The following is a 16666-nucleotide window of genomic DNA, read 5'->3' as shown; positions in this document are numbered from 1 at the left end:
ACTGCGTGTGTGCGGCTTCCGCGTTAGCATTCGCGCCTTCCCGATACTTTCCACCGCGATGCGCCTGCTGCTGGTTGAAGACAATGCGGACCTGGCCGATGCCATCATCCGTCGCACGCGCCGCAATGGCCACGCGGTGGATTGGCAGGCCGACGGCATGGGTGCAGCCAGCGTGCTGCGCTACCAGAGCTTTGATCTGGTGGTGCTGGATATTGGTCTTCCCAAGCTCGATGGCCTGCGTGTGCTGGCTGGCATGCGCGAGCGCGGCGACAGCACGCCGGTGCTGATGCTGACCGCCCGCGATGGCATCGAAGACCGTGTGCAGGCGCTGGATGTGGGCGCAGACGACTATCTCGGCAAGCCGTTCGACTTCCGCGAATTCGAGGCGCGTTGTCGGGTATTGCTGCGTCGTGGTCGAGGCCAGGCCAGTGAAGTGGTGCAGATCGGTGGTTTCCAGTTCGACAATGCCGCGCATCGGGTCAGCCTGGACGGCGAGGTGATCGAACTGCCAAACCGAGAATTCCGCCTGCTGGAAATCCTGGTCGGGCGGCTTGGTCAGGTCGTCGGCAAGGATGAGATAGCCAAGGGCCTGTTCGGCTTCGACGACGAAGCCGGGCCCAATGCCATCGAGCTGTATATTGGACGGCTGCGCAAGAAACTGGCGGCCGCGCCAGTGCGCATCACCACCGTGCGCGGCGTGGGCTACATGTTGGAGGCCAGCGACGGCGCTAGCGATGGCAACGGCTGAAATCCACGCCTCCGGCTCATTGCGGCGCACCTTGATGCTGTATCTGGGCGCATTGCTTGCGGTATTCGCGGTGGCCTTGCTGTTCGCCGCGCGTGACTACGGGCAACGTGCTGCAAATCGCTCCTACGATCATCTATTGGTGTCTTCGGCGCTGTCCATCGCCGATTCGGTCGCGTTGGTTGACGGCCAATGGCAGGTGGACCTGCCGTATGCGGCCTTGGACCTGCTGTCGATGGCCGAGGAGGATCGCGTGTTCTACCGGGTTGCTGACAGCCGCGGCCTGACCATCACGGGCTATGAGGATCTGCCGGTTGCGCCACGCAAGACCGGCAGCCAACCGCAGTTGTTCGATGCCGAGTACAGCGGCGAAACCGTACGTTTCGTGGTGGTCAGTCGCAGCTTCGCTGCCGCGTCGGCGCAGGGCGAAGTGCAGGTGCAGGTAGGCCAGACCCGTCGCGCACGTGCCGAGCTGGCGCAGGAAATGGTCAACCGCGCCTTGATCGCCATCGGCGTGCTGTCGGCCTTGTTGCTGGCGCTGGTGGCATTCGGCGTGCACCGCGCGTTCCGTCCGTTGGTACGGCTTGAGCGCGAACTGTCGCGACGCGAGCCATCTGACCTGAAACCGCTGGATACGCGCGTACCGCGCGAGATGAACCAGATGGTTGGCGCGTTGAACCGCTTCATGGAGCGCCTGTCCAGCAGCAACGAAACTCTGCGTGCGTTCATGGCTGAAGCGGCACATCAGATGCGCACACCGCTGGCCGCACTGCGCGCGCAGGCACAGCTGGCCTTGGACGAAGAAGAGCCCGAGGACATGCAGCGCAGCCTGCGTGCGATCGAGCGCAACGCCACTCATATGAGCCGCCTGCTCAACCAGTTGCTCAGCGATGCCAGCGTGATCCATCGCTCCAACCTTCAGCGCTTCGCACCACTGGATCTGGCTGAAACCGTGCATCAGGCCTTGCACGAAGCACTGCCGCAGGCAGGCCCCGCGCCGCGCGTACAGTTGGCGATTACTACCGGTGCAGTGCAGGTCAACGGCGATGCCTTGCTGTTGCGCGAGGCGATCAAGAACCTGATCGACAACGCGATGAAATACGGCGGCGATGGCCCGCTGCAGATCGCGCTGACCGTGCAGGACACGCAGGCGGTATTGACCATTGCCGACCATGGCCCCGGGATCAGCGCCGCCGATGCCGAACGCGTGTTCGAGCGCTTCGGGCGCGGTGAGAATGCGCCTGCCGGTGGCGCCGGCCTGGGCTTGGCCATCGTCAAGCGCGTGGTGGAAAGCCATGGCGGCAGCATCGACCTGAGCAATCGGCCAGAAGGCGGTCTGGTCGCCACCATCCATCTACCAAGGCATGCCGCATGAGCCGCTTGTTGATCCTGTTGCTGGGCGTGCTGTTGGCGCCATCTCTGATCGCCGCACCGGGCGATGTTCAGCGCTTCCCTGCGCAGGGCGTGGCGACCGAGCAGCTGCGCATCCACGGCACCACCGACATTGAAGTGTTCGCGGTGGTGATCGCCGACTACCAGCGCCTGCACCCGGGCACCGAAGTTGTTTATGAAGACATCATCACCCAAGACCTGTACGCGCGTTTCCTGCGCAACCGCAACACCGCCAGCACCCCCGATCTGCTGATTTCCAGCGGCATGGATCTGCAGACCAAGCTGGTCAACGATGGCCATGCACTGCCGCATCGTTCACCGCAGACCGAAGCCGTGCCTTCCTGGGCGAAGTGGCGCAATGAAGCCTTCGGCATCAGCTACGAGCCGGTGGCGATGGTCTACAACACGCGAGCATTACCGGCGGCAAAGGTGCCGCACACGCGCCGCCAGCTGCTGGACCTGCTGCGTGCCGAAGGCGCACCGCTGCGCGGCAAGGTCGGCACCTACGATATCGAGCGCAGCAGTGTCGGCTATCTGCTGGCGACCCAGGATGCACAGCGTGGCAGCATCGCTGGCGCCTTGCTCGGCGCGCTGGGTGACAACGGCGTGGTGCGCGAGGAGCGTACCGGCGTGCTGTTGGACCAGGTCAGCAGCGGCAAGCTGTCGCTGGTCTACAACGTGCTGGGCTCGTATGCACAGGCGCGTATCGATGCCGGGGCGCCCTTGGGCATCGTCGAGCCGGAGGACTACACGCTGGTGGTGCTGCGCACGGCGGTGATTCCACGCAACAGTCCGCACCCGGCCGAAGCCAAGCGCTTCCTCGACTACCTGTTGTCGGCGCGCGGGCAGCAGGTGCTGTCGCGCGAGGCGCGGCTGATGCCGATCATTCGCAACGGTGGCGGTGACAGCGACCCCGGGCAGAACCGGCGGCCGATCCAGCTTGGGCCGGGCTTGCTGGTGTATCTGGATGCGCTCAAGCGGCGCCAGTTCCTCGATGCCTGGCGCAGCAGCGTCGAGCCCAAGCCGCGCTGAGCGCGACTCAGCGTACCGGTGCGGGATTCTCGGTCATGGGCTGGCGCAGCGGATTGCTGTTGCCTGCTGCCGCGCATTTGCCCTGCACGCAGCTACAGCCCTGGATCTCAGGGAAACCGCAGACACTCATCATGCCCTTGGCCTGGCAGCTGGCCTGCACGCCGGCGGGATCGGTGGGGCTGTTGAGGTTGACGCAGGCCGGGTAATAACCGCAGCAGTTGCCGACGTTCTTCACTGTGCAATCGGCGTCGACCTTGCAGCTGCTGTCGACCACGACGGGCGCGGCGGCAGGTTTGGCAGGGGTTGATTGTTCGCTGGCCGGGACCGGTGCGGGCGTTTGCGAGGTGACCGGCGCAGTGGCAGCCGGTGAGCTGCAGGCGGTGACGGCGAGCAGCAGGCAGAGCAGCAGTGACAGACGGAACATGGGTGGAATCCTGTTCTGGGCACGCGGCCATGGTAGCCGCGGCCCATGTGAGCAGGGGGTTACCGGGCTGTCAGCCGGCAACCCCGCCCATCCTGATCAGGCTGACCAGGTATCGCGCAGGGTCACGCTGCGGTTGAACACCGGCTTGGCCGGGGTGTGGTCGCGGCGGTCGGCGACGAAGTAGCCGGTGCGCTCGAACTGGTAGCTCTGTTCCGGTGCGGCCAGGGCAGCGGCCGGTTCGACGTAACCGGTGACGACCTTGCGCGATTCCGGGTTCAGGTAATCACGGTAGGTCTTGCCTTCGGATTCATCGTCCGGGTTGGCCACCGAGAACAGGCGGTCGTACAGGCGCACTTCGGCTTCCACCGCGTGCTGGGCGCTGACCCAATGGATGGTGCCCTTGATCTTGCGGTTGGCGCCTTCCATGCCCGGACGCGATTCCGGGTCCAGCCAGCCGCGCAGCTCGACGATCTCGCCGGCGTCGTTCTTGATCACTTCATCGACGCGGGCGATGCCGGCGCCACGCAGGCGCACTTCGCCGCCCGGGACCAGACGCTTCCAGCCCTTCGGCGGCACTTCGGCGAAGTCTTCGCGTTCGATCCACAGCTCACGCGAGAACGGCACTTCGCGGCTGCCGAAGCTTTCGTCCTTCGGGTGGTTGCTGAAGCTGAGCGCTTCTTCGTGACCTTCCGGCAGATTGGTCAGCACCAGCTTGAGCGGGTCGATCACCGCCATGCGGCGTGCCGCCGCGCTGTCCAGGTCTTCGCGCAGGGCGCCTTCCAGCACGCTGAAATCGATCAGCGAGTTCTGCTTGGAAATGCCCACGCGCTCGGCGAACAGGCGCATCGCCGCCGGGGTGTAACCACGACGACGCAGGCCCTGCAGGGTCGGCATGCGCGGGTCTTCCCAGCCATCGACCAGGTTTTCGGTGACCAGCGCCATCAGCTTGCGCTTGCTCATCACCGTGTAGTTGATGTTCAGGCGCGAGAACTCGATCTGGCGCGGCTTGGCGGCTTCACGCGGCAGGCCCTTGTCGACCAGCGGCTGGGTCAAGGCGTTGTCATGGGCGTAGTCGACGTTGTCCACGCACCAGTCGTACAGCGGGCGGTGGTCTTCGAATTCAAGCGTGCACAGCGAGTGGGTGATGCCTTCCAGCGAATCGCCCAGCGCATGCGCGAAGTCGTACATCGGGTAGATCGGCCAGGCATTGCCGGTGTTCTGGTGCTCGACGTGCTTGATGCGGTAGATCGCCGGATCGCGCAGGTTGATGTTGCCGCTGGCCATGTCGATCTTGGCGCGCACGGTGCGGGCGCCATCGGCGAACTCACCGGCACGCATGCGCGCGAACAGGTCCAGGTTCTCCTCGACGCTGCGATCGCGGTACGGTGAGGGACGGCCCGGCTCGGTCAGGGAGCCGCGGTAGGCGCGCACTTCCTCGGCCGACAGGTCGCAGACATAGGCCTTGCCGTCGCGGATCAGCTTCTGCGCGGCCAGGTAATAGGCATCGAAGTAGTCCGAGGCGTGGCGCAGCTCGTTCCACTCGAAGCCCAGCCAGCGCACGTCGTCCTGGATGGCCTGCACGTATTCCGGGTCTTCCTTGGCCGGGTTGGTGTCATCGAAGCGCAGGTTGCAGACGCCGCCGAACTCGCCGGCGATGCCGAAGTTCAGGCAGATCGACTTGGCATGGCCGATGTGCAGGTAGCCATTGGGCTCGGGCGGGAAGCGGGTCTTGATGGCCGTGTGCTTGCCGCTGGACAGGTCCTCACGGACGATCTGACGGATGAAATCGCGCTTTTCGGGGGCGTTTTCCGGCGTGGCAGCGACAGCAGGCGTGTTCTCGGACATGGGGGACGCAGTGTATTGAAGTAAACCGCAAGTTTAGCCGAGCCGGGCGTTGGCTGCCGGGACGGGGCTATGCTGGGCCATCCCACCGTATGGATTCGTACCGATGGACCGCCCCGTTCTGGTGATAGGCAACAAGAACTACTCGTCCTGGTCGCTGCGCCCGTGGCTGCTGCTGCGCCATTTCGGGGTGGAGTTCGACGAGGTGCGGCTGGCCCTGGATACGCCGGGTTTTGCCAGCGAAGTGCTGCAGCATTCGCCCACCGGCAAAGTGCCGGCGTTGCGTGATGGCGGGCTGCAGGTCTGGGATTCGCTGGCGATCTGCGAGTACGCCAATGAGCGCTGGCTGGGCGGACGCGGCTGGCCGGCCAATCTGGCCGAGCGCGCCGTGGCGCGGGCCGCTGCGGCCGAGATGCATTCAGGTTTCACCGCGCTGCGCAGCCAACTGCCGATGAACAGCCGCCGCCAGCCGGACGGCTACCGCTGGGATGCCGCCGCGCAGGCCGATATCAACCGGGTCCGCGCGCTGTGGAGTGAGCTGCGCCGCCAGTACGGCGCGGGCGGAGAGTTTCTGTTTGGTCAGTTCGGCATCGTCGATGCGATGTTCGCACCGGTGGCGGTTCGCTTCGACGGCTATGGCGTGGCGGCGGAAGGTACGGCGGGCGAATACCTGCAGGCTTTGCTGGCGCTGCCGGCGCTGCGCGAGTGGCGCCAGGCCGGTGCTGTGGAAACCGAGCAGCTTGCTGCCACCGACGCCCTGCGCCAGCCGGTTTAAGCGGAGAACCCCATGCAGCTGATCTACCAGACCAATAATCTGTTCGACGCCCACCTCGTCAAACACGCGCTGGAGGACGCCGGCATCCCAGCCTTCGTGTTCGGCGAGTCCCTGCTGGGTGCGGGTGGCGAACTGCCCCTGTTTGGCCTGCTGCGAGTCTGCGTACCCGATTCGGCCAAGCCCGAGGCCGAGGACATCGTCGCCGCGCTGGGCTTGGACGATGGCCCAGCCGACCCCATCTTGGATGACGATGAAGCGCCGGGATTCCTCCCGGCCTGAGGAGCTGACATGTTGGGAATCGGCCAGGGAATATTGGGTATCGGCGCATTCAAGCAGCGGCTTCCGCGTCCGGAAGAAGCACTGCCGGGGCGGGACACGCCACTGCCGCTGCACAACCAGCATTTCGTCAACGGCCAGCCCTTGCAGGCCGATTTTGACGGGTTGCAGGTGCTGGACGTGGGACTGGGCTGCTTCTGGGGCGCCGAGCGCAAGTTCTGGCAGCTGCCGGGCGTGGTGACCACGGCGGTGGGCTATCAGGGCGGCGTCACCCCGAACCCGACCTATGAAGAAGCCTGTTCCGGGCTTACCGGCCACACCGAGGTGGTGCGGGTGGTGTTTGATCCCGCACAGGTCTCGCTGGAGACGGTGCTGCGCACCTTCTGGGAAAACCACAATCCCACCCAGGGCATGCGCCAGGGCAATGACACCGGCACCCAGTACCGCTCGGCGATCTACTGCCACACGCAGGAACAGTACGACGCGGCGATTGCCAGCCGTGCTGCTTACCAGCAACAGCTGACTGCTTCTGGTTTCGGCGAGATCACGACCGAGATCCTGTTCCCGGCACCGCCGTTCTATTACGCCGAGGATTACCACCAGCAGTATCTGGCGAAGAATCCGAATGGCTATTGCGGCATCGGCGGCACTGGCGTGAGCTGCCCGATTGGTCTGGATGTCTGAACCATGAGTGCTGCACCGCGCAGCTTGCTGGTGGTGTGGCACAGCTTCACCGGCGCTACTGCGGCGATGGTGGACGCGTTGCTGCAGGGTGCCCGCGCGAGTGTGGGTGATGCGGTGCAGGTGATTGCCTTGCGCGCTGCGGATGCGGGTGCAGACGATGTGCTTGCCGCCGATGCGGTGGTATTCGCCACGCCGGAGACATTGGCCTCGATGAGCGGGGCGATGAAGGATTTCTTTGATCGCAGCTATTACCCGCTATTGGGGCGCTGCGAGGGCAAGCCGTATGCGCTACTCGTGTGTGCCGGCTCGGATGGTCAGCCGACGATTGCGCAGTTGCGGCGGGTGGCTTTGGGGCTGCGCTTGAAAGAGGTGGCCGAGCCGGTGCTGGTGTGTACGCAGGCACAGACGGCTGAGGCGATTGTTGCTGGGAAGAAGCTGTCTGAGTCGCAGCTGGCGCGGGGCCGTGAGCTGGGCGCGCTGCTCGCAGCAGGGCTGGAGCTCGGCGTTTTTTAAAGCCCCTCTCCCAGTGGGAGAGGGGTTGGGGTGACGGTACGGGGCGAAGCCTCTTGCAGCCAATTGTCTCCAGGCTTCGCACTTACCCTCATCCGCCCCTTCGGGGCACCTTCTCCCGCAGGGAGAAGGGAGTGGTCAGGCATTGCTTTGGCTGTTAGTTCCCAAGCTCATCCGCAATTCGCTGCCGCAGCGCCTGCAGATCCTTCGCAAACGCCTCAATTCCAGTAGCCAGTTTCTCGGTCGCCATCGGATCAGCCGCCATATCCGCATCGAACTTCGCTTCATCAATCGCAGCGACGTTCACCGCTTCAGCAGCACCAGCCACCAGCTTGCGCGGCAGCGCACCGAAATCGGCATCCAGCTTCTCCAGCAGGTCCGGCGAGATCGTCAAACGATCACACCCAGCCAGCGCTTCGATCTGCGCAGTCGAACGGAACGACGCACCCATGACAACGGTGCTGGAACCGCGACGCTTGAACTCGGCAAACACACCGCGCACGAATACCACGCCCGGGTCCTCATCAATGCTGGCCGGGGTCTGGCCATTGGCCACGTACCAATCCAGGATGCGGCCGACAAACGGCGAGATCAGGAACGAACCGGCTTCCGAGCAGGCCAGGGCTTGGGTCGGGTTGAAGATCAGGGTCAGGTTGCAGTCGATGCCTTCGGCCTGCAGCACGCGCGCGGCTTCGACGCCGGCCCAGGTGGCGGCGATCTTGATCAGCACCTTGCTGCGCGGCACGCTGGCCGCTTCGTACATGGCGATGAACTCGCGTGCCTTGGCGATCGTGGCGTCGGTGTTGTGCGCCTGGTCGGCATCCACCTCGGTGGACACGCGGCCCGGCACCAGCTCGGCCAGCATGGTGCCGACGCCGACGGTCAAGCGATCAACCACGGCATTGGCGATGGCCTGCTTGTCACCGCTTTGGGCGCGGCCCCACTGCAGCTCGCGCTCGATCAGACCGGCATAGACCGGCAGGTCGAGGGCTTTCTTCACCAGGGTCGGGTTGGTGGTGCAGTCGACCGGGCGCAGGCGCTTGATGGCGTCGTAATCGCCGGTATCGGCGACGACGACGGACAGTTCGCGCAGCTGGGCGAGCTTGGAGGGGGCCTGGGACATCATGGTTTCCTGTTGCAGGTGCGGCGCAGTGCGCTCAGCGGTGGAAATCACCAGCCGCTTCGGGCTGGTAGTGAACGGCGGTGACGCGCAGGCGCAGCTTGCGGCCGCCGGGTGCGGTCCAGTCGATGGTCTGGCCAACCGACAAGCCCAGCAGGGCGCTGCCGACCGGTGCCAGCACGGACACGCGGCCCTTGTCGAAGTCCGCTTCGTGCGGATAGACCAGGGTCAGGGAATGTTTTTCGTTGTGCAGTTCGTCTTCGCAGTCCACACGGGAATGCATGGTGACGATGCCTTCGGGGATTTCTTCCGGCGGCAGCACCTGCGCGCGCTCAAGTTCCTGCGCAAGGGCAACAGCGGCCGGGTGCCGGCTCAGCGCCGGGGAGTCCAGCAGGGCCTCAAGACGGGCCATGTCACGGGTGGAAACAACGATGGATGGTGGCAGACCGCTGTGGCTGGTCATGGGAATTCCTTATCTGATTGAAGAGCAAGCAAAAGGCGACGCTTTGTCGGCGCCGCCCGGATTTCGATTGTGCTGGTGAAACGGGCCATCGGCGGCCCTGTGAAGATCATGGGGCCGGTGGGGCCCGGATGCAATGTGGGGGAGGGCGGTATTCAGGTTTTGGGGTGTTGCGAAGCGCATCCCTCCCCAATCCTCCCCTCCGCCTGCGGCGCAAGGGAGGGAGCCAAGCCTTGCCCCCTCCCTTGCGCGCAGCGTAGGGGAGGGCCGGGGAGGGGTAAGCTATTTAAGCTTGAACCCGCGCCGGTTCAGCCGGCGCCTCCAACAACCCCGCCGGCAGTTGCTTGAACAGCTGCGAGAACTGCTCCAGGAACGCCCCCATCGCCGAACTGCGGCGCCAAACCATGCCGATCCTGCGGTTCGGCTGCGGATTGCCCGCAAACGGGATCAACCGCACGTTCTCCGAACGCGCCACCGGCGGCTTCACCGCCAGCATCGGCAGCAGGGTGACGCCGACGTTCGCCGCCACCATCTGCCGCAGGGTTTCCAGGCTGGTGGCCTGGAATTCGGATTTCTCCAGCGCGCCGGCCATATGGCAGACATCCAGCGCTTGATCGCGCAGGCAATGGCCATCCTGCAGCAGCAGCAGGCGCTGGTCGGACAGGTCATCCAGCGTCAGCGAGGGATGGCAGGTCAGTGGATGGCCTTCCGGGGCGGCCAGCACGAAGGGTTCCTCGAACAGGAACTCGGTGTGCAACTGCTCGTCGGCGACTGGCAGGGCCAGTAGTGCGGCATCGAGCTGGCCGTTGCGCAGCTGCGCCAGCAACACATCGCTCTTTTCCTCGACCAGCAGCATCTCCAGCTGCGGGAAGCGCTGGCGGATTGCAGGCACCACGTGTGGCAGCAGATAGGGGCCGAGGGTCGGGAAAATGCCAAGCCGCACGGTGCCGGCTTCCGGATCACGTGCGCGGCGGGCGGCTTCCTTCATCTGCTCTACTTCGGCCACGATGCTGCGCGCGCGCGCGGCGGCTTCGCGGCCGGCCGGGGTCAGCATCACCTTGCGCGGTGCGCGCTCCACCAGCGGCACGCCCAGCTCTTCTTCCAGCTTCTTGATCTGGGTGGACAGGGTGGGCTGGCTGACGAAGCTGGCCGCAGCGGCACGGCCGAAATGCTTGTGCTCGGCCAGCGCCACCAGATATTTCAGGTCACGAAGGTTCATGTCGGGCTCCCGGGTGTTTCCTTCTCCCTGCGGGAGAAGGTGCCCCGAAGGGGCGGATGAGGGTTGGGCCAAGCCCATTTTTTCCATGGATGCGGGTGGTGCCACCCGGACCCTCACCCCAACCCCTCTCCCGGTGGGAGAGGGGCTTTGAGCTTCATGCGGTTGCTGTCTCTACCGCTGCAGGCTGCAGCACGGGTGTACGGATCAGGTGATCGAAGGCGCTGAGTGCGGCGGTAGAGCCGGCGCCCATCGCGATGATGATCTGCTTGTACGGCACCGTGGTGCAGTCGCCGGCAGCAAACACGCCCGGCACATTGGTCTGGCCGCGATCATCGATGATGATCTCGCCGCGACCGCTGAGCTCGACCGTGCCACGCAGCCACTCGGTATTCGGCAGCAGGCCGATCTGCACGAAGATGCCTTCCAGCTCGACCCGGTGCGAATCGCCACCGACGCGGTCGGTATAGACCAGACCGTTGACCTTCTGGCCGTCGCCCAGCACTTCGGTGGTCTGTGCGTTGAGCACCACCTTCACGTTGGGCAGGCTGTTGAGCTTGGCCTGCAGCACCTGGTCGGCGCGCAGCTTGCTGTCGAACTCGAACACGGTGACGTGGCTGACGATGCCGGCCAGGTCGATGGCCGCTTCCACGCCGGAGTTGCCACCGCCGATCACCGCCACACGCTTGCCCTTGAACAGCGGGCCGTCACAGTGCGGGCAGTAGGCCACGCCCTTGTTACGGTACTCGTCTTCACCCGGCACGTTCATCTGCCGCCAGCGGGCGCCGGTGGACAGGATCACCGTCTTGGACTTCAACGAAGCACCGTTCTCCAGCTGCACTTCGACCAGGCCATCGGCACCGGCCGGCACCAGCTTGGCCGCGCGCTGCAGGTTCATGATGTCCACCTCGTACTCACGTACGTGGGCTTCCAGCGCAGCGGCCAGCTTCGGGCCTTCGGTGTGCTGCACCGAGATGAAGTTCTCGATCGCCATGGTATCCAGCACCTGGCCGCCGAAACGCTCGGCAGCCACACCGGTGCGGATGCCCTTGCGTGCGGCATAGATCGCCGCCGCCGCACCGGCCGGGCCACCGCCCACCACCAGCACGTCGAATGCATCCTTGGCCTTGATCTTCTCGGCCTCGCGGGCAACGGCGCCGGTGTCGAGCTTGGCGACGATCTGCTCCAGGCTCATGCGGCCGGAGTCGAACATCTCGCCACCCTGGAAAACCATCGGCACCGCCATCACCTGACGCTGCTCCACTTCCTGCTGGAACGTACCGCCCTCGATCACCGTGGTGCTGATCTTCGGGTTCAGGATCGCCATCAACGCCAGCGCCTGCACCACGTCCGGGCAGTTGTGGCAGGTCAGCGACATATAGACGTCAAAGCTGTACTCGCCGTCGATCGCGGTGATGCTGTCGATGACTTCCTGTGCGACCTTCGGCGGATGGCCGCCGGTCCACAGCAGGGCCAGCACCAGCGATTCGAATTCGTGGCCCAGCGGCAGGCCGGCGAAACGCACGCCATGGTCCTGGCCTTCGCGGGCGACAACGAACGAGGGCTTGCGCGCATCGTCGCCGGAGGTGTCCAGCGAGATCTTGCCGCCGCCGGCCGCGACGATATCGTCAAGCAGGCCGCGCATGTCCTGGCTGGCGCTGCTGTCGTCAAGCGAGGCGATCAGGCGCAGTGGCTGGCGCAGCAGGCCCATGTACTGCTGCAGCTGGGTCTTGAGGCTGTCGTCGAGCACGGTCAACTCCTTGGTTGAGGCAAAGCGGGGGTGTGACGCCCCTGCGTGAAGCGGGGCACCAGGAAAAGTAGGGGTGAACCGCAGCGGGCTGCGTGGCGTGCGGGCGTGGTGCTGGCTGGCATCAACACGCTGCGGTTCACCCCCACGCCCGCCGCGAGGGCGGGGTGGGAGCGGGTAAGACTTGTTAGATCTTGCCGACCAGGTCCAGCGACGGGGTCAGGGTCTTTTCGCCTTCCTTCCACTTGGCCGGGCACACTTCGTTCGGGTGTGCGGCGGTGAACTGGGCAGCCTTCAGCTTGCGCAGGGTTTCGGACACGTCACGGGCGATCTCGTTGGAGTGGATCTCCGAGGTCTTGATCACGCCTTCCGGGTTGATCACGAAGGTGCCACGCAGGGCCAGGCCTTCTTCCGGAATGTGCACGCCGAAGGCGTTGGTCAGCTGATGGGTCGGGTCGCCGACCAGCGGGAACTTGGCCTTGCCCACGGCCGGCGAGGTTTCGTGCCACACCTTGTGCGAGAAGTGGGTATCGGTGGTCACGATGTAGACCTCGGCACCGGCCTTCTGGAACTCGGCATAGTTGTCAGCGGCGTCTTCGATCTCGGTCGGGCAGTTGAAGGTGAAGGCTGCCGGCATGAAGATCAGGACCGACCACTTGCCCTTCAGCGATTCGTCGGTGACTTCAATGAACTTGCCGTTGTGGAACGCATTGACCTTGAACGGCTGGACCTGGGTGTTGATAAGGGACATGAAGTTTCCTCTTGGGTGTAGGGCGGGGTGAATCGTTGGAGCAAAGACTAATAGGCAGAAACTAATAAAACAAATGAATTGGATGCATCGTATCAATAGATAAAGCCTATCAATTGATGCTCCGGAACTGCCTCAAGGCCTGATATCGGGTGCTTTGCGGGCTTTCCAAGCCATCCAGGGCCAAGCTGAACGGCGCGGCATAGATAGGATTAATCCCAAGGCAAGGATCATGGCGGTAGGCAGGGACGGGTGCGCTGACTATCCTCGCCCTCCTGAACGAAGCCGCGAAGAGGTAATGCAGTGTCCACGTTGAAGGTTGCCGAGCTGTTGCGGGAGGCCGCTGCACGCCTGCCGGGTGAAGATGCCCGCCATGAAGCCGAGCAGTTGCTGATCCACGTGCTGGGCGTGGAGCGGGCCTGGTTGTTCTCGCATGCCACCGACGAGGTGGATGCGGACGCGGTGGAGCGTTTCGAGGTGCTGCTGGCGCGTCGTGCCGAGGGTCACCCGCTGGCCTATCTGACCGGCCGTCGCGGCTTCTGGACCCTGGACCTGCAGGTCAACACGGCGACCCTCATTCCGCGTCCGGAAACCGAGCTGCTGGTCGAGCAGGCGCTGGCGCGGCTGCCGGCCGATGACATGGTGCGGGTGGCCGACATGGGCACCGGCAGTGGCGCAGTCGCCCTGTCGATCGCCAGCGAGCGGCCTTTGGCCTCGGTGATGGCGACCGATGTGCTGGGCCCGACCCTGGCGATGGCGGTGAAGAACGCACAGGCGCACGGTCTGGAAAACGTGTGGTTCCGGCGTGGGCACTGGTATACAGCGCTGGGCGCGGATCGCTTCGACATGATCGTCAGCAACCCGCCGTATATCGCCGCAGGTGATCCACATCTGGTGCAGGGAGACCTGCGTTTCGAACCGCCGCCGGCCCTGGCCTCGGGTCCGGATGGTCTGGATGCGATCCGCGAGATCATTGCCGGCGCGCATGAGCATCTGGTGCCCGGTGGCTGGTTGCTGCTGGAGCACGGCTGGGATCAGGGTGAGGCGATCCGCGCGCTGCTGGAGCAGGCCGGGTTTGTGGAAGCGCAGACGGTGCAGGATCTGGAGCAGCGCGATCGGGTGACCTTGGGGCGTTGGCCTGGTTGAGGTTGTTGTCGCTGCTGTTGCTCTCGCTCTTGCTGCTTTTTAGCTCGTCGCTCCCGCGAAGGCGGGAATGACGGCATCGGGAAGCAGAACCAAAGCCAAAGCAGAGCCAAGAAACACTGTTCCAGCTGGCCATTGAAGCCATTTCCTGTCCGTATCACGCACACCGATATCTCCCGTAGCATCGCCATTTCCAAGCCGGGGATGCCGATGATCCGTACCGCGTTCGCTGCCGTATTACTGGTCACATCACTGGGCTGCGCTGCAACGCCGGCCACCAGCAAACACGCTCCCATCCATCCCTTGCGCGAGGGCTCGCCGATGCAGGATGACTTCGCCGATCTGGCACCCCTTGGCGAGGCCATCGGCGACAAGCGCATCGTCATGCTCGATGAGCTCACCCATGGCGAAGGCAATATCTACGAAAGCAAGGTGCGCACCGTGCGCTACCTGCATGAGCGCAAGGGCTTTGACCTGCTGGTGCTGGAAAGCGGCTTGTTCGATGTCACCCGCCTATGGCAATCGAGGCTGCCACTGCGTGCCAACGCGCCAGGCAACATCTTCTACATGTATGCCAACAGCGCCGAGGTGTGGCCGCTGTATGACTATCTGGACGCACAACGCGATACGCCGGATGCGATGCAGCTGGCTGGCTTTGATGGACGTTTGAGCGGCGCATTTTCGCGGCGCCAGCTGGTGCCACAGCTACGCGAACGCTTGCTGCGGCAGCCACTGGATGAAATGGCACGGCAACGCCTTCAGCTGCATCTGCAACAGGTACAGCAATTGCTCGATGGCAAGCTGGCAATGGCCGACGCCCGCGCACGCCAGCGCTTCCTCGATGATTCGCAATGGTTGCTGCAACTGTTGCCAGCGCCGGACCCCGAGCACGGCGACGATGTGTTTGACAGCGATGGTTTCTGGCGGCGCATCAACGCCAGCCTGCAACGCATGGCCGAGGTGAGCTGGCAACTGCGGCCCTTTGATGAGCACGATCCGGTCATGGCCGGCAACCTGCAGTGGCTGCTGGAACAGGCCTACCCGGGGCGCAAGGCGATCATCTGGGGGCACTACGCGCATCTGAACAGACTCGGTGGCTACCGCGACGGTCATCCGCGCGGCTTCCCGCCGGTGGACAACGTGACCCGTGCCTTGCCGAAGGTGCTGCAGGCGCAGACCTATGTACTGCATTACGCCGGTGCGCAGGGCAGCTACCGCGACTACATCGATCAGCAACTGCGCGAGGTAGGCGCGCGGCCGGCACAGCTGGAGTCGCGCCTGACCGCCAATGCGGCTGCGGTGTTCGTAGACCTGCATGCAGGCAGCTTGCCAGGCGAGGACGATGCGGCCAGCCGGTTATGGAGCATGGACTATGCCGACGGCTTGCCCCTGGCCGAAGCCCGCCAACGCTTCGATGGCCTGTGGCTGCTGGACCGCATCACCCCGGCGAGCAATGCAACGCCTTGATGGGACGCTGCAACGCAGACAAGACCGCAACATCGCTGCGTTAGACTAGTCGGCCTGTTCCCAGCGAGGCTGCCATGCGCACGCTCTACCCCGCCATCGAGCCCTACGACACCGGCACGCTCAAGGTCGACGACCGCCATACGCTGTATTTCGAACAATGCGGCAATCCCAACGGCAAGCCGGTGGTGATGCTGCACGGCGGCCCCGGTGGCGGCTGCAGCGACAAGATGCGCCAGTTCCACGACCCGTCCAAGTACCGCATCATCCTGTTCGATCAGCGTGGCTCGGGCCGTTCCACCCCGCATGCCGACCTGGTCGACAACACCACCTGGGATCTGGTCGCCGACATCGAGAAGCTGCGCGAGAAACTTGGCGTCGACAGCTGGCAGGTATTCGGCGGCAGCTGGGGTTCGACGCTGGCGCTGGCCTATGCCGAAACCCATCCGCAGCGGGTGACCGAGCTGGTGCTGCGCGGCATCTTCATGCTGCGTCGCTGGGAGCTGGAATGGTTCTACCAGGAAGGCGCCAACCGCTTGTTCCCGGATGCCTGGGAGCATTACCTCAAGCCGATCCCTCTCGTTGAGCGCCATGACCTGATCTCGGCGTTCCACCGTCGCCTGACCAGTGACGACGAGGCCACGCGCCTGGCAGCCGCCAAGGCATGGAGCGTGTGGGAAGGTGCCACCAGCTTCCTGCATGTGGACGACGATTTCGTCAACAGCCACGAAGACCCACAGTTCGCACTGGCCTTCGCCCGCATCGAGAACCATTACTTCGTCAACGGCGGCTTCTTCGAAGTGGAAGACCAGTTGCTGCGCGACGCGCACAAGATTGCCCACATCCCGGGCGTGATCGTGCACGGCCGTTACGACGTGGTCTGCCCGCTGGCCAATGCCTGGGAGCTGCACAAGGCCTGGCCGAAGGCCCAGTTGCAGATCAGCCCCGCGTCGGGCCACTCGGCATTTGAAGCCGAGAACGTCGACGCTCTGGTACGCGCCACCGACAGTTTCGCCGGTTGATAAGCCAGCCCCTGTAGTGGGGGGGGGGGGGGGGGGGGGGGGGGGGGGGGGGGGGGGGGGGGGGGG

Annotated in this window: 17 protein-coding genes; 10 read left to right on the top strand and 7 right to left on the bottom strand. The window is 64.6% G+C overall.

What is annotated here, in order from left to right:
- Window positions 1–58: 58 nt before the first annotated feature.
- The 3 genes from ACVOMF_RS14295 to ACVOMF_RS14285 are packed head-to-tail and all read left to right on the top strand — an operon-like array spanning window position 59 to window position 3169.
- Complete coding sequence (locus ACVOMF_RS14295; RefSeq protein WP_481509891.1) at window positions 59–748, top strand: response regulator; 690 nt, start codon at window positions 59–61, stop codon at window positions 746–748.
- On the top strand, window positions 735–2120 hold the full coding sequence (locus ACVOMF_RS14290; RefSeq protein WP_481509881.1) for a sensor histidine kinase N-terminal domain-containing protein: 1386 nt from the start codon (window positions 735–737) through the stop codon (window positions 2118–2120). The genes ACVOMF_RS14295 and ACVOMF_RS14290 overlap by 14 nt, the downstream gene beginning before the upstream one ends.
- Window positions 2117–3169 (top strand): ABC transporter substrate-binding protein, encoded by a 1053-nt coding sequence (locus ACVOMF_RS14285; RefSeq protein ID WP_481509880.1) that lies wholly within the window; start codon window positions 2117–2119, stop codon window positions 3167–3169. Before ACVOMF_RS14290 ends, ACVOMF_RS14285 begins: the two co-directional genes overlap by 4 nt.
- 7 nt (window positions 3170–3176) lie before the next feature.
- On the opposite strand, the gene ACVOMF_RS14280 is transcribed toward ACVOMF_RS14285, so the two are convergent.
- Together ACVOMF_RS14280 and ACVOMF_RS14275 are read right to left on the bottom strand one after the other, a co-directional pair.
- Window positions 3177–3593, bottom strand: coding sequence for a hypothetical protein (locus tag ACVOMF_RS14280; protein WP_481509879.1), 417 nt, complete (start codon window positions 3591–3593; stop codon window positions 3177–3179).
- A gap of 96 nt (window positions 3594–3689) precedes the next feature.
- Entirely contained in the window at window positions 3690–5438 is a 1749-nt protein-coding gene (locus tag ACVOMF_RS14275; RefSeq protein WP_481509878.1) for a glutamine--tRNA ligase/YqeY domain fusion protein, read from the bottom strand.
- A 103-nt stretch (window positions 5439–5541) separates the two neighbouring features.
- Between ACVOMF_RS14275 and ACVOMF_RS14270 the strand changes: the two genes are divergently transcribed.
- Genes ACVOMF_RS14270 through ACVOMF_RS14255 form a run of 4 tightly spaced genes read left to right on the top strand, consistent with a single transcriptional unit; the run spans window position 5542 to window position 7683 of the window.
- Complete coding sequence (locus ACVOMF_RS14270; protein WP_481509877.1) at window positions 5542–6210, top strand: glutathione S-transferase family protein; 669 nt, start codon at window positions 5542–5544, stop codon at window positions 6208–6210.
- Between the two features lie 12 nt (window positions 6211–6222).
- Window positions 6223–6489, top strand: a complete 267-nt coding sequence (locus ACVOMF_RS14265; protein WP_481509876.1) for a putative signal transducing protein — start codon at window positions 6223–6225, stop codon at window positions 6487–6489.
- Between the two features lie 30 nt (window positions 6490–6519).
- Entirely contained in the window at window positions 6520–7170 is a 651-nt protein-coding gene (gene msrA / locus ACVOMF_RS14260; protein WP_481509890.1) for a peptide-methionine (S)-S-oxide reductase MsrA, read from the top strand.
- Window positions 7171–7173: 3 nt separating this feature from the next.
- Window positions 7174–7683 carry a flavodoxin family protein gene (locus tag ACVOMF_RS14255; protein WP_481509875.1) on the top strand — a complete coding sequence of 170 codons (510 nt, stop codon included), beginning with the start codon at window positions 7174–7176 and terminating at the stop codon, window positions 7681–7683.
- Between the two features lie 154 nt (window positions 7684–7837).
- Here ACVOMF_RS14255 and ACVOMF_RS14250 read toward each other — a convergent pair whose 3' ends face one another.
- The 5 genes from ACVOMF_RS14250 to ahpC all read right to left on the bottom strand — a co-directional run bounded on the left by ACVOMF_RS14250 (window position 7838) and on the right by ahpC (window position 12974).
- On the bottom strand, window positions 7838–8806 hold the full coding sequence (locus tag ACVOMF_RS14250; protein ID WP_481509889.1) for a transaldolase: 969 nt from the start codon (window positions 8804–8806) through the stop codon (window positions 7838–7840).
- Between the two features lie 31 nt (window positions 8807–8837).
- Window positions 8838–9263 carry a nucleoside diphosphate kinase regulator gene (rnk, locus tag ACVOMF_RS14245; RefSeq protein ID WP_282272444.1) on the bottom strand — a complete coding sequence of 142 codons (426 nt, stop codon included), beginning with the start codon at window positions 9261–9263 and terminating at the stop codon, window positions 8838–8840.
- Window positions 9264–9546: 283 nt separating this feature from the next.
- Window positions 9547–10479 (bottom strand): LysR substrate-binding domain-containing protein, encoded by a 933-nt coding sequence (locus ACVOMF_RS14240; RefSeq protein WP_481509874.1) that lies wholly within the window; start codon window positions 10477–10479, stop codon window positions 9547–9549.
- 154 nt (window positions 10480–10633) lie between these two features.
- Window positions 10634–12226: an alkyl hydroperoxide reductase subunit F gene (gene ahpF / locus ACVOMF_RS14235; protein WP_481509873.1), complete on the bottom strand. Its 1593-nt coding sequence runs from the start codon at window positions 12224–12226 to the stop codon at window positions 10634–10636.
- Between the two features lie 184 nt (window positions 12227–12410).
- On the bottom strand, window positions 12411–12974 hold the full coding sequence (gene ahpC / locus ACVOMF_RS14230; RefSeq protein WP_313174167.1) for an alkyl hydroperoxide reductase subunit C: 564 nt from the start codon (window positions 12972–12974) through the stop codon (window positions 12411–12413).
- Window positions 12975–13274: 300 nt separating this feature from the next.
- Between ahpC and prmC the strand changes: the two genes are divergently transcribed.
- The 3 genes from prmC to pip all read left to right on the top strand — a co-directional run bounded on the left by prmC (window position 13275) and on the right by pip (window position 16600).
- A complete protein-coding gene (gene prmC, locus ACVOMF_RS14225) occupies window positions 13275–14117 on the top strand; it encodes a peptide chain release factor N(5)-glutamine methyltransferase (protein ID WP_481509872.1) in 843 nt (280 codons plus the stop codon).
- Between the two features lie 207 nt (window positions 14118–14324).
- Window positions 14325–15581, top strand: coding sequence for an erythromycin esterase family protein (locus ACVOMF_RS14220; protein WP_481509871.1), 1257 nt, complete (start codon window positions 14325–14327; stop codon window positions 15579–15581).
- A gap of 74 nt (window positions 15582–15655) precedes the next feature.
- Window positions 15656–16600 carry a prolyl aminopeptidase gene (pip, locus tag ACVOMF_RS14215; RefSeq protein WP_282267074.1) on the top strand — a complete coding sequence of 315 codons (945 nt, stop codon included), beginning with the start codon at window positions 15656–15658 and terminating at the stop codon, window positions 16598–16600.
- Window positions 16601–16666 lie beyond the last annotated feature (66 nt).

The organism is Stenotrophomonas sp. STEN022 (assembly GCF_056760155.1).
Note: the sequence above shows the minus strand (reverse complement) of the source record. Positions and strands in the feature narration are given on the sequence as shown.

Bases quoted from the DNA above. Each gene is read 5' to 3' on its own strand.
- ACVOMF_RS14255 (WP_481509875.1), top strand. From the start codon at position 7,174: ATGAGTGCTGCACCGCGCAGCTTGCTGGTGGTGTGGCACAGCTTCACC.
- ACVOMF_RS14240 (WP_481509874.1), bottom strand. From the start codon at position 10,479: ATGAACCTTCGTGACCTGAAATATCTGGTGGCGCTGGCCGAGCACAAG.
- ACVOMF_RS14220 (WP_481509871.1), top strand. From the start codon at position 14,325: ATGATCCGTACCGCGTTCGCTGCCGTATTACTGGTCACATCACTGGGC.
- ACVOMF_RS14275 (WP_481509878.1), bottom strand. From the start codon at position 5,438: ATGTCCGAGAACACGCCTGCTGTCGCTGCCACGCCGGAAAACGCCCCC.
- rnk (WP_282272444.1), bottom strand. From the start codon at position 9,263: ATGACCAGCCACAGCGGTCTGCCACCATCCATCGTTGTTTCCACCCGT.
- ACVOMF_RS14250 (WP_481509889.1), bottom strand. From the start codon at position 8,806: ATGATGTCCCAGGCCCCCTCCAAGCTCGCCCAGCTGCGCGAACTGTCC.
- ACVOMF_RS14270 (WP_481509877.1), top strand. From the start codon at position 5,542: ATGGACCGCCCCGTTCTGGTGATAGGCAACAAGAACTACTCGTCCTGG.
- ACVOMF_RS14265 (WP_481509876.1), top strand. From the start codon at position 6,223: ATGCAGCTGATCTACCAGACCAATAATCTGTTCGACGCCCACCTCGTC.
- ACVOMF_RS14285 (WP_481509880.1), top strand. From the start codon at position 2,117: ATGAGCCGCTTGTTGATCCTGTTGCTGGGCGTGCTGTTGGCGCCATCT.
- ACVOMF_RS14290 (WP_481509881.1), top strand. From the start codon at position 735: ATGGCAACGGCTGAAATCCACGCCTCCGGCTCATTGCGGCGCACCTTG.
- ahpC (WP_313174167.1), bottom strand. From the start codon at position 12,974: ATGTCCCTTATCAACACCCAGGTCCAGCCGTTCAAGGTCAATGCGTTC.
- ACVOMF_RS14280 (WP_481509879.1), bottom strand. From the start codon at position 3,593: ATGTTCCGTCTGTCACTGCTGCTCTGCCTGCTGCTCGCCGTCACCGCC.
- ACVOMF_RS14295 (WP_481509891.1), top strand. From the start codon at position 59: ATGCGCCTGCTGCTGGTTGAAGACAATGCGGACCTGGCCGATGCCATC.
- pip (WP_282267074.1), top strand. From the start codon at position 15,656: ATGCGCACGCTCTACCCCGCCATCGAGCCCTACGACACCGGCACGCTC.